The sequence below is a fragment of the Variovorax boronicumulans genome, from assembly GCF_030812215.1.
GTDB lineage: Bacteria > Pseudomonadota > Gammaproteobacteria > Burkholderiales > Burkholderiaceae_C > Variovorax > Variovorax boronicumulans_C.
The window spans coordinates 339,251-351,594 of record NZ_JAUSSG010000004.1; the positions used below are offsets into that span (position 1 = coordinate 339,251).

The following is a 12,344-nucleotide window of genomic DNA, read 5'->3' on the forward strand; positions in this document are numbered from 1 at the left end:
TCAGTTGTCAGGCAATCTTGAAACGGGCGACCGAGCGGCGCAGTTCCTCGGCCATCTGCGAGAGCTCGCGCACCTGCTGGGCCGTGGTCCGCGTACCTTCACCGGTCTGCTCGGTCACCGCAAAAATGTGCTGGATGTTGGCAGCCACCACGTTGGCCGAATCGGCTTCGCGGGAGGCGGACTGCGAAATCTGCTCGATCAGCTCGGCGAGGCGGCGCGACACGCGGTCGATCTCGGTCAGCGCGGTACCTGCGTTGTCGGACAGCTTGGCCCCCTCGACCACACCCTGCGTGGAACGCTCCATGGCGCCCACCGCATCCTGCGTGTCGGTCTGAATCGCCTTCACCAGCGCCGAAATCTGGCGCGTGGCGTCTGCGGAGCGTTCGGCCAGTCGCTGAACTTCTTCCGCCACCACCGAGAAGCCTCGGCCGGCTTCACCGGCCGATGCGGCCTGAATGGCGGCGTTCAGGGCCAGCACGTTCGTCTGTTCGGTAATGTCCGAGATCAGCTCGGTGATTTCGCCAATCTCTTGCGACGACTCGCCCAAGCGCTTGATCCGCTTGGAGGTTTCCTGGATCTGGTCGCGGATGGAGTTCATACCGCCGATGGCGTTCTGCACGGCCTGCAGGCCCGACGATGCGGCTTGCAGCGACTGGCGCGCCACCGTGGCGGACTCTTGCGCTTGCGAGGACACGCCGTTGATTCGCTCGGCCATGGTCAGCACCGACTGGCCGGTTTCGCGAATCTCGCGCAGCTGTTCGGTCGAGGCGGCGAGCAGTTCGGTCGAGGTGCTTTCCACCTGCGACGTCGTCTGCGCCACGCGGGTGGCCGTGTTCTGCACGTTGCCCACCAGCAAGCGCAGTTCTTCCACCGTGTAGTTCACCGAGTCGGCGATGGCGCCGGTGATGTCCTCGGTCACGGTTGCTTCCTGCGTCAGGTCGCCTTCGGCCACTGTCTGCAGTTCGTTCATCAGCCGAAGAATGGCGGCCTGGTTGGCGTTGTTGATGCGGCCGGCTTCTTCCGAAATCTGCTCGGCAGCCAGACGCTCGCGCTCGGCGTTGGCGGCGCGTTCGCGGCCTTCGCGCACCTGCACGAAACCGATGGCGCCGGCGAATGCCAGGGCGGCCAGCGACAGCACGAACAGCAAGACGATCGTTCCGGCACCGAGGCCCGTGCGAGCGGACAGCTTGTCCTGCAGGTCGCCCAGCGACTTACGCAGCGGCTCGCTGTCGGTCAGGATGGAAGCCTGTGCTTCGCGCGCCGCCACCAGGCCCTGCAGGTTGCCCAGAATGGCGGAAGCCTGCGTGCGCATCTGCTCGTAGGTCTTCAGGATGGCTTCGAGCTGCTGGCGCGTCTGCGGGTCCTTCGAGCCGGGGAAGCGCTGCTGCGCATTGCCGTCGAGCAGGCCGCGGGTGGTTTCCTGGAAGGTGTTCAGGTCCTTGCCCAGCAGGAACACGGCGTCGGGGTTCACGCCCTCGACCGTGAAGAATTCGTTGGTCGACTTGCCGATGCGCTGCGTCAGCATCACGAGCTGGCCGGCGGCGGAAATTTCGGGCAGCGTGGCGTTCTGCTGCATCTTCAGCGACGCGACGGTTTCCGTCATTTCGAGCAGCGTGGACGACTGCTGGTTGATGTCGCGCAAGGCGGCACCCACCTGGGTCAGGATCTGGCGCTGGGCCAGCACGGCCTTGGCACTGGTGTCGGCGCGTGCAACGAGAGGATTGATCTTGTTCATCTCCTCGTCGTACTGGTTGCCCACGCGTTCGAGGCGCAACGCGTCGTCGCCGTTGGTGAGACCCGCGACGCGGCGCGTCAGGTCGTCGGCGCTGTCCTTCACTTCGACGAACGCCGAGGCGCTGCCGACGAGGGCCTGGGAGATCGACTTGGCAAGACGCTGCGACTGCATCAGTGACTGGCCGGTGGCGGCCACCTGCTGGGCGAGGCGTTCCGCGCGAAGAATGGCGGAGCCGGCCACCAGGAGCAGCAGCAACACCGTGACGGCCAGCAGGATGGCCAGGATCCGCTGCTGCTTTGCCTGGCTGGAGCCCTCCCGGCCCGCGGCCGGGACGGCATCGAGCGCCGCCGCGTCGAGCGCGTCGGGGTTCTCGCCGCCGGCCAGGCCGCCGCCGTCGGCGAAGCCGGTGGGCGCGGGCGCAGCGGCGGAGGCGCTTTCGCCCTTCCTCGCGATGCGTACGGTTTTCTCGTCCGGAACCTGAACCGTATCGACATCGTCGAGCGATATCGAACCGGAGCCGTCGACGCGGGCCTTGTCGTTCCCGTTGCTCACGGGCAGTAATTTCTTGAACTTGTCGGCGATCGAGCTCACGGTCGGTCCTTCAGGTGGTTGCCAGTGCTGCGTGCCAAGGCACTACGCACCAATACTCAAAAACTGGGGTTGCTGCGAAAGCGCCTGCAGGTTGACTTCCTGCCAGCGCTCCCCTGCTGCGTCGGTGTACAGATGCCCATGCCACGCAGGTGCTTCTGCGCCCGGAGGTTCGGAGGCCGTGAAGGCCTCCGCGCCCCGCAACCCCGCCAGTCGGTCGACCAGCAATGCGCAGTTGACTTCGAGCAGCTCGTTGAATGCAACGAGCCGCGATTGGATGCGCGCCGCCTCGGTGGCGGCCAGTGCGCCGGACCCGCCGGTGGCGAAGCCCGAGAGCTGGACGACGCCATAGAGGCCGCCGCGCAGGTTGGCGACGCCAAGGAACCACGGCGCCGTGTAAGGCACGGGCTGCGGCGGCGTCCAGGGAAAGATTTCGCCGGCGTGTCCCAGCGGGAAGAGGTACTTGCCCTCGCCCGCCTCGACGGCCAGCCACGTCGCGGCCACGCCTGTCGTGCGCGCAGCCTGCAGACGGCTTGCGAGCCGGGACTGGAAGGCTCTCAGTGCGTCGCGATTCGCCATGGACTCAGCCGACTCCTGCTCAGGCCAGCGCGCTGATCTTGGACATCAGATCGGCCGCGTTGACCGGCTTCACGATGTAGTCGCGTGCGCCCTGGCGCATGCCCCAGACGCGATCGGTTTCCTGGTTCTTGCTGGTGCACAGGATGATCGGGATGGCCGCGTACTTCGGGTCGCGGGCGATGGCGCGCGTGAGCTGAAAGCCGTTCTGGCCGGGCATGACCACGTCCATGAGGATCAGGTCGGGCTGGTCTTCCTCGAGGCGGCGCATCGCGTCGTCGGCGTTTTCGGCCGTCTTCACGGCGAAGCCGTTCTTCTGGAGGAGGTCGGTCAGAAACACCAATTCAGTCTTGGAGTCGTCGACGACGAGGATTTTTCGAATAGGCATTACTGCACTTCCTGTTGAACGATGCCAAACTGCTGCACGGCCTGCAGCAGTTGGTCTTTGGTGAAAGGCTTGGTCAGGTAGTCTTGCGACCCCACCATGCGGCCGCGGGCCTTGTCGAATACGCCGTCTTTCGACGACAGCATGACGACTGGAACCTTGGAGAAATGAGCGTTGCGCTTGATGATGGCGCAGGTCTGGTAGCCATCGAGACGCGGCATGAGGATGTCGCAGAAAATCAGATGGGGCTTGTGGTCGTTAACCTTGGAGAGCGCATCGAAACCGTCTTCCGCCAGAAGAACCTCGTGCCCACCCTGCTTCAGAAAAATCTCGGCACTGCGCCGGATGGTGTTGCTGTCATCGATGACCAGCACCTTGTAACCTGATCCATTCGGGCCCATTGCAAACGCTCCTGCTCATGAGACTTGGATGCCCGCCGCGCCGTACATCGACGCAGATCGCGTAGCCCTATGCCAATCTTCAGATTTCAACCATTTCGAAGTCTTCCTTGCGTGCACCGCACTCAGGACAGGTCCAGTTCATCGGAACATCGGCCCAGGCCGTGCCTGCCGCGATCCCGTCTTCCGGTACACCAACCGCTTCGTCATAGATCCACCCACAAATCAGGCACATCCAAGTTTTCGTATTCATCGGAGCTTAAAGTCCTTGTTCATTAAATGCAACGAGTGTATCTATGCGTATCTCACCGTCGAGCCATAAACGTCGCGCCTATGCCACCATCCAGGGGATTCCGCCCGGCGTATGACCATCTACTTACTTCCAGCAGACAACGCCCGCAAACCGGGCGATCTTAACGACCCCTCGCAGGACGCCGAGGAGCTCGCCGAACGCGACCTGAATCCGCCCTGCGTGCTGGTCTTCAACGCCAGCGATCCGAGCGGTGCCGGCGGCCTGGGAGCCGACGCCCTCGCCATGGCGTCGGTGGGCGCACACATTTTGCCCGTGGTGACGGGCGCCTACGCCCGGGACACGGCCGAGATATTCGACCATTTCGCGTTCGACGAGGAGGCCATCGCCGAGCAGGCGCGGGCCATCCTGGAGGACGTGGAAGTCCAGCTGATCAAGGTGGGCTTCGTCGGAACGCCCGACGCCCTGAGCACGATCGCCGAGACCGCCTCCGACTACCCGGAGGTGCCCGTGGTGGCCTACATGCCCAACCTGTCCTGGTGGGACGAGAACCAGATCGAGGCCTATCTGGACGCTTTTCGCGAGCTCGTTCTGCCCCAGACAACAGTGTTGGTCGGAAACCACAGCACGCTCTGGCGCTGGCTGCTTCCGGACTGGAGCGGCGAGCGTGCACCCGGTGCGCGTGACATCGCCAAGGCCGCCGGCGAGTTCGGCGTGCCCTACACGCTGGTGACCGGCATGGTGCTGCCCGACCAGTTCATCGACAACGTGCTGGCCTCCCCGCAGTCGGTGCTCGTCAACGAGAAGTACGAGCGGCTCGAAGCGGTTTTCGCTGGCGCGGGCGACACACTCTCGGCCGCGCTGGCCGCACTGCTCGCGAGCGGCACCGATCTGGTCGCCGCCACCAGCGAAGCCCTGGCCTACATGGACCGGTGCCTGGACGCCGGTTTCCGCCCCGGCATGGGCCATGTGCTGCCCGACCGCCTGTTCTGGGCCGAGCCCGAGGACGACGAAGGCGACGACGACCCCGACGCGCCCCAGGATTTCGCCTTGCCTCCCCATGACACCCGCCACTGAACTATGTTGCTCGCCCCCAGGCTGCCCGCACTTCGTGTCGGTTCGCCAACCCCCTACCGGGGGCGGGCCGGCCGCTTCGGGCGGCCGTGCGCGGCGGCCCTCCCCTGAAAACCTTCCCTTTCGCTGCGATGCCTACCACTGATAAAAACGACATTCTTTTCGAGCGCGCCCGCGCCGTGATCCCTGGCGGCGTGAACTCGCCCGTGCGCGCCTTCAAGGCCGTCGGCGGCACGCCGCGCTTCATCCAGCGCGCCGAAGGCGCCTATTTCTGGGACGCCAACGGCAAGCGCTACATCGACTACATCGGTTCCTGGGGTCCGATGATCCTCGGCCATGGCCACCCCGCCGTGGTCGAGGCCGTGCAGAAGGCCGTGCTCGAAGGCTTCTCGTACGGCGCGCCCACGGAGCGCGAGATCGAACTGGCCGAAGCCATCCTCGCGCTCGTGCCCTCCATGGAAATGGTGCGGCTCGTGAGCTCGGGCACCGAGGCCGCGATGAGCGCCCTGCGCCTGGCGCGCGGTGCCACCGGCCGCAAGAGCATCGTCAAGTTCGAGGGCTGCTACCACGGCCATGCCGACGCGCTGCTCGTGAAGGCCGGCTCCGGCCTCGCCACCTTCGGCAACCCGACCTCGGCCGGCGTGCCGCCCGAGGTGGTGCAGCACACCATCGTGCTCGAGTACAACAACCTGCAGCAGCTCGAGGAAGCGTTCTCGCTGCACGGCAACGACATCGCCTGCCTGATGATCGAGGCCATTGCCGGCAACATGAATTTCGTGCGCGCCACGCCCGAATTCGCCCGGCGCTGCCGCGAGCTCTGCACGCAGCACGGTGCGTTGCTGATCTTCGACGAAGTGATGACCGGCTTTCGCGTCGGCCTGCACGGCGCGCAGGGCGTGCTGGGCATCAAGCCCGACCTCACCGTGCTCGGCAAGGTCATCGGCGGCGGCATGCCGCTTGCGGCCTTCGGCGGTCCGCGCGCCATCATGGAACAGCTCGCGCCGCAGGGTCCGGTCTACCAGGCCGGCACGCTCTCGGGCAACCCGGTGGCCACGGCCTGCGGACTTGCCACGTTGAAGGAGATTGCCAAGCCCGGTTTCTACGAGGCGCTCGGCAAGAAGACGCGCGCGCTGGTCGATGGCCTGAAGGCCGCCGCAGCCGCCGAAGGCCAGCCCTTCAACGGCGACAGCGAAGGCGGCATGTTCGGCTTCTTCCTCATGAAGGACCTGCCGCAAAACTATGCCACCGTGATGACAACCGACAACGCGAAGTTCAATGCGTTGTTTCATGGTTTGCTCGATCGCGGCGTGTATATTGCCCCCGCGCTTTACGAAGCTGGATTCGTGAGTGCAGCGCACGGGGAGGACGACATCGCAGCCACCATAGAAGCGGCGCGAGAGATTTTCAGAACGCCTTAGTCCATGAACGCCCTGCGCCTGCTGCCGGTATCGAGTGTTGCTCTTGCTCTTCTTCTACCCGGCCTGGCGCAAGCGCAGTCCTTCGAGCCGAAGAACATCTGGGTCAACCCGGGTTTCTATTCGGCGCACTTCGACAGCGGCAGGGGCCTGGAAAACTCCAACTTCGGCCTGGGCTTCGAGTACCCGCTGAACGACACCTACCGCGTCACGGCGGGCACGTTCCACAACAGCGACCGCAGGCAGTCGCACTACCTCGGCCTGTACGTGCTGCCCTTCGAGTTCTACGGCGTGAAGTTCGGCGCGGTGGTGGGCGGCTTCGACGGCTACCCGAACTATCGCAACGGCAACTGGTTCCCGGCGATCCTTCCGGTGGCAGCCATCGAGGGCAAGAACTGGGGCCTGAACATCGCGTACGTGCCGACGATCAAGAACCGCCTCTATGGCGCGATCACGTTCCAACTGAAGTACCGGTTCGGCACCCACGAATAAGCGGGCACCGAACCGCGCTTCCGTTCAATGACGGAAGTGGCGAACGCCTGACAGCACCATCACGACGCCGCGTTCGTCGGCCGCATCGATCACTTCCTGGTCGCGCATCGAGCCGCCCGGCTGGATCACGCAGCTTGCGCCCGCATCCACCACCACATCGAGGCCGTCGCGGAACGGGAAGAAGGCGTCGCTCGCCACGGCCGTGTCCTTGAGCGACAGGCCCGCGTGCTCGGCCTTGATGCTCGCGATGCGGGCCGAGTCGAGGCGGCTCATCTGGCCCGCGCCGACGCCCATCGTCATGCCGTCGGCACAGAACACGATCGCGTTGCTCTTCACGTACTTCGCGACCTTCCATGCGAACAGCAGGTCCTGCAGTTGCTGCGGCGTGGGCTGCTTCTTGCTGACCACCTTGAGGTCGCTCGCTGCGAGCTCGTGGTTGTCGGCGGTCTGCATGAGCAGGCCCGAGCCGACGCGCTTCACGTCCATCAGGTTGCGGCCGTTGTCCCAATCGGTGGCGCCGCCCGGCGGCAGCGCGATCTCGAGCACGCGCACGTTGAGCTTGGCCTTGGTGGCCTGGAACACCTCGAGCGCCTCGGGCGTGTAGCCCGGTGCCATCAGCACTTCGACGAACTGCTTGTTGACGGCCTGCGCGGTGGCCAGGTCGACCGGCCGGTTGAACGCGATGATGCCGCCGAAGGCCGAGGTCGGATCGGTCTTGAAGGCCTTGGCGTAGGCCTCGTTCGCGTCCTTGCCCACGGCCACGCCGCAGGGGTTGGCGTGCTTGACGATCACGCAGGCCGGCACGTCGAAGCTCTTGACGCATTCCCACGCGGCATCTGCGTCGGCAATGTTGTTGTAGCTGAGCTCCTTGCCCTGCAGCTGCTTGGCGGACACCAGCGAGCCGGGCGCCGGATACAGGTCGCGGTAGAACGCGGCCTGCTGGTGCGGGTTCTCGCCGTAGCGCAGGTCCTGCACCTTCACGAAGCGGCCATTGCTTTGCGCGGGGAAGAGCGAGCGCGTCGGTGCGGGCTGGCCGATGCTGGCGTCGAAGTCGATGGCCGAGAGGTAGTCGCTGATCGCGCCGTCGTAGTCGGCGATGCGGTTGAACGCCGCCACCGAGAACGCGAACTTGGTCTTGTCGCTGAGCTTGCCGTCGGCCTTGAGCTCGGCGAGCGCCACGGGGTACTGCGCCGCATCGGTGAGCACGCCCACGTCTTTCCAGTTCTTGGCCGCGCTGCGCACCATGGCCGGGCCGCCGATGTCGATGTTCTCGATCGCGTCTTCCAGCGTGCAGCCGGGCTTGGCCACGGTCGACTCGAACGGATAGAGGTTGACGATCAAGAGGTCGATGGTGTCGATGCCGTGTTCCTTGATCGCCGCCACGTGCGCGGGCAGGTCGCGCCGCGCGAGCAGGCCACCGTGGATCTTGGGATGCAGCGTCTTCACGCGGCCATCGAGCATTTCGGGAAAGCCGGTGTGGTCGGCGACTTCGGTCACCGGCAGGCCTGCATCGGCCAAGAGCTTGGCGGTGCCGCCGGTGGACAGCAGCTTGATGCCCAGCGCGTGCAGCGCCTGGGCGAATTCGAGGATGCCGGTCTTGTCGGAAACGGAGATGAGTGCGGTCTGAGCCATGGGTATGCCGTGAAGTTATTTCAAAAGTTTGTGCTCGACCAATTTCTTGCGGAGCGTGTTTCGGTTCAACCCGAGCCATTGCGCGGCCTTCGACTGGTTGCCTTCGGCGCGCGTCATCACGACGTCGAGCAGCGGCTTCTCGACCACGCGCACGAGCATCTCGTACATGCCGTCGGGTTCGGTGCCGCGCAGGTCGCGAAAGTAGCTGTCCAGACTGGTGCGCACGCAGTCCTCGATGTGTTTCTTGCTCATTGCTTCTTCTCTTCTTCTCTCAATCGACGGCGCAGGCCGCCTCCTCTTCACCGGACAGTTCTTCGGCCGCCTGGTGCTCGGGCATGCGGTCCATGCGGTCCGCAAGCCCGTCGAAATAGTCGCCGACCGCGCGCAGCTGCTCCGCGCAGTCCTCGATGGTGTTCATCCGGCCGCGAAACGCTTCGCCGTCGGGGAGCGTGCGCACATACCAGCCGATGTGCTTGCGCGCGGTGCGCACGCCGCTGAAATCGCCGTAGAGCGCGTAGTGCTCCACCAGGTGGTCGAGCAGCAGGCGGCGCACCTCGGCGACCAGCGGCGGCGCGCGGTGCGTGCCGGTGTCCAGGAAGTGCGATATCTCGCGAAAGATCCAGGGCCGGCCCTGCGCCGCGCGGCCGATCATCACGGCATCGGCGCCGGTGGCCGCGAGCACGTCGCGTGCCTTCTCGGGCGAGGTGATGTCGCCGTTGGCCACCACCGGCACGCGCACCGCGGCCTTCACTGCGGCGATGGTGTCGTACTCGGCGTGGCCCTTGTAGCCTTGCTCGCGCGTGCGGCCGTGCACGGTGAGCATCTGCACGCCGGCGGATTCGAAATCGCGCGCGAGCTTCACCGCGTTGCGGTTGTCTTCGCTCCAGCCGGTGCGCATCTTGAGCGTGACCGGCACGTTGTAGGGCTGCGCCGCATCGACCACGGCCTGCACGATCTCCAGCGCCAGCGGCTCGTCGCGCATCAGCGCGGAACCCGCCCACTTGTTGCAGACCTTCTTGGCCGGGCAGCCCATGTTGATGTCGATGATCTGCGCGCCGCGCTCGATGTTGTAGACCGTGGCCTCGGCCATCATGGCCGCATCGGTGCCGGCGATCTGCACCGCGATGGGGCCCGGCTCGCCGTCGTGATTGGCGCGGCGCGACGTCTTGAGCGTGCCCCAGAGTTCCTTGCGCGAGGTGACCATCTCGCTGACCGCATAGCCCGCGCCGAGTTCGCGGCACAGCATGCGGAAGGGCCGGTCCGTCACGCCGGCCATGGGCGCGACGAACAGGCGGTTTTCCAGCGTGTGGGTGCCGATCTGCAAGGTCATGGAAAAGGAGGCGGTGCGCGTTCGGCTGCTGAAAAATGAGGCACGATTGTAAACACCTGCGATTTCAGCGACTGAAACGATTTGCGCTTGCGGGACAGGCGTAAACACCAATGCTTCGCGGGGCTTTCTCCCACGCGGATGCGACGTGAGCGCTGCCTATACTCCGCCACCTTTTCGCCCGACCTCATGCAAGCCTGGCTCGACTCCCTCATGGCGCTTCTGGCGCTGCCGCAATACGGCCTCTCGACGCTCTTCGTCGCTGCCTTCGTCTCGGCCACGCTCCTGCCCGTGGGCTCGGAGCCTTTTCTTTTCGGCTTGCTGAAGCTCAACCCGGACATGTTCTGGCCGGCCATCGCGGTGGCGACCATCGGCAACACGCTGGGCGGCGCGGTCGACTGGTGGATGGGCTACGGCGCGCACAAGGTCGCTGACAAATACTCGCACTCGAAACACCACGTGCGCGTGCTCGGCTGGCTCGAGAGGCTGGGGCCGAAAGCGTGCCTCTTGAGCTGGCTGCCGCTGGTGGGCGATCCGCTGTGCGCGGTCGCGGGCTGGCTCAAGTTGCCGTTCTGGCCATGCCTCGGCTACATGGCCATCGGGAAGTTCCTGCGCTACGTCACGATGACGGTCGCGCTGCTGTACGTCTTCCCGTCCTGACGAAATCTCAGCTCAACAAGCCGTAGGGACCGCCGCGCTCCAGCGCGCGCTTGTAGGCCGGACGCGCATGGATGCGCTCCAGGTACGCCATGAGCTTCGGCCGCTTCGCATCGAGACCGCCGCGCGCCTGCGCGGCTTCGACCACGAAGCTCATCTGGATGTCGGCGCCGCTGAATTCATTGCCGGCGAACCACTCGCTCTTGCCGAGTTCGGACTCCATGTAGTTCAGGTGGCTCGCGATGTTCGGGTTGATGAACGCCCCCTTGGTCTTGGCCGCGATGGCCTTGGCGATGGGCTTCGCGAAAAAGGGCATCTTCGTCGTCTCGATGCGGTCGAAGATCAGCTTGAGCAGAAGCGGCGACATCGCCGTGCCTTCGGCGAAATGCATCCAGTAGCGATAGCGCAACGCCTCCGGCGTGCCGGCGGCGGGCGCGAGGCGGCCGTGGCCGTAGCGCTCGATCACCGTCTCGATGATCGCGCCCGACTCCGCGAGCGTGAGGCCGTCGTCGGTCGTCACCACCGGCGACTTGCCAAGCGGGTGAATGGCTTTGAGCGAAGCGGGCGCCAACATGGTTTGCGCATCGCGCTGGTAGTGAACGATCTCGTACGGCAGTTCGAGCTCTTCGAGCAGCCAGAGCACGCGCTGCGAGCGCGAATTGTTGAGATGGTGAACGGTGAGCATGGCGGCGGACCTTGTGGAGAAATCGGGGCGCGCGCAGTCTACCCAACAGCGGCGGCCACGGGGCTTTGACACCCACCGATACAGCGCGCCCGCCTACGGCGAACCGGATGGCCGCTTCCTACACTCATCCGGATGAAAAACTCCCTGCAGAAGTCCTGGCCTTGGAAGCCCCTCGCAGCCGGCCTCTGGCTCGGCGCCCTGGCTTCGTACACGTGGGCGCTGCAACCCGAGGAAATTTTTCGCAAGGCATCGCCCGCGGTCTGGACCGTCAAGGGCGACCAGGGCAACAACAAGACCAGCGTCGGCAGCGCGGTCGCCGTGACGCCGGCGGCATTGGCCACGGCCTGCCACGTGGTGAACGGCGCCATGTCCGCCACCGTGACCCAGGGCCAGACCACCATCAAGATCAAGAGCATCCTGCGCGACCCCGATCCGTCGCGCGACCTCTGCGTGCTCATGACGGAAACCCCGCTGCAGTTGCCCGCCGTGCAGATCGCGCCGGTCGAAGGCTTGCGCGTCGGCCAGCGCGTGTTCGCCATCGGCAGCCCGCACGGGCTTGAGCTCACGCTGAGCGAAGGCCTCATCTCCGCCTTGCGGCCCCGCTCGCAAGGCCAGTTGCCGATCATCCAGACCTCCGCGCCGGTGTCCTCCGGCTCGAGCGGCGGCGGGCTGTTCGATGAAGAAGGCCGGCTCGTCGGCGTCACCGACAGCGTGGCGCCCGGCGGCGCGAACCTCGGCTTCGCCTATCCGGCGCAGTGGGTGATGGAACTGCCCCAGCGCGTGATCGCGGAAATGACGAAGTGGCGCGAGTTGCTGAAGAACGTCGGCGTGGTGCTCGGCCCCGACGGAGAACCCACGCCTTCAGGCCATGCCGACCTGGCCGACGAAGCCCGCCTGCCGGTCGTCGGCGCCGACCCCGCGCAGATCCGCGTTGCGTATCGCCAGTTCCTGCTGCAGGCGCGACCGCGAGCGTTCCTGATCACGAGCGACAACAAGTTCGGCACCGCCACCAATTCGGCTGCGTTGACCGAGCATCTGAGGGGCTGCGCGGAACGCAAGGTGGTGTGTGCCGCCTATGCGGTGGACAACACGGTGGTGTGGGGCAAGCAGCAGGCTGCGAAGTAGGCGGG

Annotated in this window: 14 protein-coding genes; 5 read left to right on the forward strand and 9 right to left on the reverse strand. The window is 65.6% G+C overall.

The genetic code is table 11. The annotated features are described in order from the left end of the window. Positions 1–7: 7 nt before the first annotated feature. The 5 genes from J2W23_RS13535 to J2W23_RS13555 all read right to left on the reverse strand — a co-directional run bounded on the left by J2W23_RS13535 (position 8) and on the right by J2W23_RS13555 (position 3,935). Positions 8–2,326, reverse strand: a complete 2,319-nt coding sequence (locus J2W23_RS13535) for a methyl-accepting chemotaxis protein (RefSeq protein ID WP_307649096.1) — start codon at positions 2,324–2,326, stop codon at positions 8–10. A gap of 42 nt (positions 2,327–2,368) precedes the next feature. After that, positions 2,369–2,902 (reverse strand): chemotaxis protein CheW, encoded by a 534-nt coding sequence (locus tag J2W23_RS13540; protein ID WP_176659073.1) that lies wholly within the window; start codon positions 2,900–2,902, stop codon positions 2,369–2,371. Between the two features lie 19 nt (positions 2,903–2,921). Next, entirely contained in the window at positions 2,922–3,287 is a 366-nt protein-coding gene (locus J2W23_RS13545; protein ID WP_013543587.1) for a response regulator, read from the reverse strand. Continuing rightward, a complete protein-coding gene (locus tag J2W23_RS13550; protein WP_013543588.1) occupies positions 3,287–3,685 on the reverse strand; it encodes a response regulator in 399 nt (132 codons plus the stop codon). Before J2W23_RS13550 ends, J2W23_RS13545 begins: the two co-directional genes overlap by 1 nt. 79 nt (positions 3,686–3,764) lie before the next feature. After that, on the reverse strand, positions 3,765–3,935 hold the full coding sequence (locus J2W23_RS13555) for a rubredoxin (RefSeq protein WP_007838397.1): 171 nt from the start codon (positions 3,933–3,935) through the stop codon (positions 3,765–3,767). 111 nt (positions 3,936–4,046) lie between these two features. On the opposite strand from J2W23_RS13555, the gene thiD reads away from it, so the two are divergent. The 3 genes from thiD to J2W23_RS13570 all read left to right on the forward strand — a co-directional run bounded on the left by thiD (position 4,047) and on the right by J2W23_RS13570 (position 6,913). Then, entirely contained in the window at positions 4,047–5,009 is a 963-nt protein-coding gene (gene thiD / locus J2W23_RS13560; RefSeq protein ID WP_176659072.1) for a bifunctional hydroxymethylpyrimidine kinase/phosphomethylpyrimidine kinase, read from the forward strand. A gap of 128 nt (positions 5,010–5,137) precedes the next feature. Continuing rightward, the gene (hemL, locus tag J2W23_RS13565) at positions 5,138–6,424 is read left to right on the forward strand and encodes a glutamate-1-semialdehyde 2,1-aminomutase (protein ID WP_176659071.1); all 1,287 of its coding nucleotides are present in this window, start codon (positions 5,138–5,140) and stop codon (positions 6,422–6,424) included. Positions 6,425–6,427: 3 nt separating this feature from the next. After that, complete coding sequence (locus J2W23_RS13570; RefSeq protein ID WP_176659070.1) at positions 6,428–6,913, forward strand: hypothetical protein; 486 nt, start codon at positions 6,428–6,430, stop codon at positions 6,911–6,913. A 24-nt stretch (positions 6,914–6,937) separates the two neighbouring features. Here the strand turns inward: J2W23_RS13570 and purH are convergent, their stop codons facing one another. Genes purH through dusB form a run of 3 tightly spaced genes read right to left on the reverse strand, consistent with a single transcriptional unit; the run spans position 6,938 to position 9,875 of the window. After that, positions 6,938–8,545, reverse strand: a complete 1,608-nt coding sequence (purH, locus tag J2W23_RS13575) for a bifunctional phosphoribosylaminoimidazolecarboxamide formyltransferase/IMP cyclohydrolase (RefSeq protein ID WP_176659069.1) — start codon at positions 8,543–8,545, stop codon at positions 6,938–6,940. Positions 8,546–8,560: 15 nt separating this feature from the next. Continuing rightward, positions 8,561–8,797, reverse strand: a complete 237-nt coding sequence (locus tag J2W23_RS13580) for a Fis family transcriptional regulator (RefSeq protein ID WP_007838304.1) — start codon at positions 8,795–8,797, stop codon at positions 8,561–8,563. Between the two features lie 19 nt (positions 8,798–8,816). Then, positions 8,817–9,875: a tRNA dihydrouridine synthase DusB gene (gene dusB, locus J2W23_RS13585; protein ID WP_307649097.1), complete on the reverse strand. Its 1,059-nt coding sequence runs from the start codon at positions 9,873–9,875 to the stop codon at positions 8,817–8,819. A gap of 186 nt (positions 9,876–10,061) precedes the next feature. Here dusB and J2W23_RS13590 point away from each other — a divergent pair, with 186 nt between their 5' ends. Beyond that, complete coding sequence (locus J2W23_RS13590; protein ID WP_013543594.1) at positions 10,062–10,532, forward strand: YqaA family protein; 471 nt, start codon at positions 10,062–10,064, stop codon at positions 10,530–10,532. A 7-nt stretch (positions 10,533–10,539) separates the two neighbouring features. Here J2W23_RS13590 and J2W23_RS13595 read toward each other — a convergent pair whose 3' ends face one another. Then, on the reverse strand, positions 10,540–11,214 hold the full coding sequence (locus tag J2W23_RS13595) for a glutathione S-transferase (RefSeq protein WP_176659067.1): 675 nt from the start codon (positions 11,212–11,214) through the stop codon (positions 10,540–10,542). A 132-nt stretch (positions 11,215–11,346) separates the two neighbouring features. On the opposite strand from J2W23_RS13595, the gene J2W23_RS13600 reads away from it, so the two are divergent. Then, positions 11,347–12,339, forward strand: a complete 993-nt coding sequence (locus J2W23_RS13600; RefSeq protein ID WP_307649098.1) for a trypsin-like peptidase domain-containing protein — start codon at positions 11,347–11,349, stop codon at positions 12,337–12,339. Positions 12,340–12,344 lie beyond the last annotated feature (5 nt).

Bases quoted from the DNA above. Each gene is read 5' to 3' on its own strand.
- J2W23_RS13540 (WP_176659073.1), bottom strand. From the start codon at position 2,902: ATGGCGAATCGCGACGCACTGAGAGCCTTCCAGTCCCGGCTCGCAAGC.
- J2W23_RS13545 (WP_013543587.1), bottom strand. From the start codon at position 3,287: ATGCCTATTCGAAAAATCCTCGTCGTCGACGACTCCAAGACTGAATTG.
- J2W23_RS13550 (WP_013543588.1), bottom strand. From the start codon at position 3,685: ATGGGCCCGAATGGATCAGGTTACAAGGTGCTGGTCATCGATGACAGC.
- J2W23_RS13555 (WP_007838397.1), bottom strand. From the start codon at position 3,935: ATGAATACGAAAACTTGGATGTGCCTGATTTGTGGGTGGATCTATGAC.
- thiD (WP_176659072.1), top strand. From the start codon at position 4,047: ATGACCATCTACTTACTTCCAGCAGACAACGCCCGCAAACCGGGCGAT.
- hemL (WP_176659071.1), top strand. From the start codon at position 5,138: ATGCCTACCACTGATAAAAACGACATTCTTTTCGAGCGCGCCCGCGCC.
- J2W23_RS13570 (WP_176659070.1), top strand. From the start codon at position 6,428: ATGAACGCCCTGCGCCTGCTGCCGGTATCGAGTGTTGCTCTTGCTCTT.
- purH (WP_176659069.1), bottom strand. From the start codon at position 8,545: ATGGCTCAGACCGCACTCATCTCCGTTTCCGACAAGACCGGCATCCTC.
- J2W23_RS13580 (WP_007838304.1), bottom strand. From the start codon at position 8,797: ATGAGCAAGAAACACATCGAGGACTGCGTGCGCACCAGTCTGGACAGC.
- dusB (WP_307649097.1), bottom strand. From the start codon at position 9,875: ATGACCTTGCAGATCGGCACCCACACGCTGGAAAACCGCCTGTTCGTC.
- J2W23_RS13590 (WP_013543594.1), top strand. From the start codon at position 10,062: ATGCAAGCCTGGCTCGACTCCCTCATGGCGCTTCTGGCGCTGCCGCAA.
- J2W23_RS13595 (WP_176659067.1), bottom strand. From the start codon at position 11,214: ATGCTCACCGTTCACCATCTCAACAATTCGCGCTCGCAGCGCGTGCTC.
- J2W23_RS13600 (WP_307649098.1), top strand. From the start codon at position 11,347: ATGAAAAACTCCCTGCAGAAGTCCTGGCCTTGGAAGCCCCTCGCAGCC.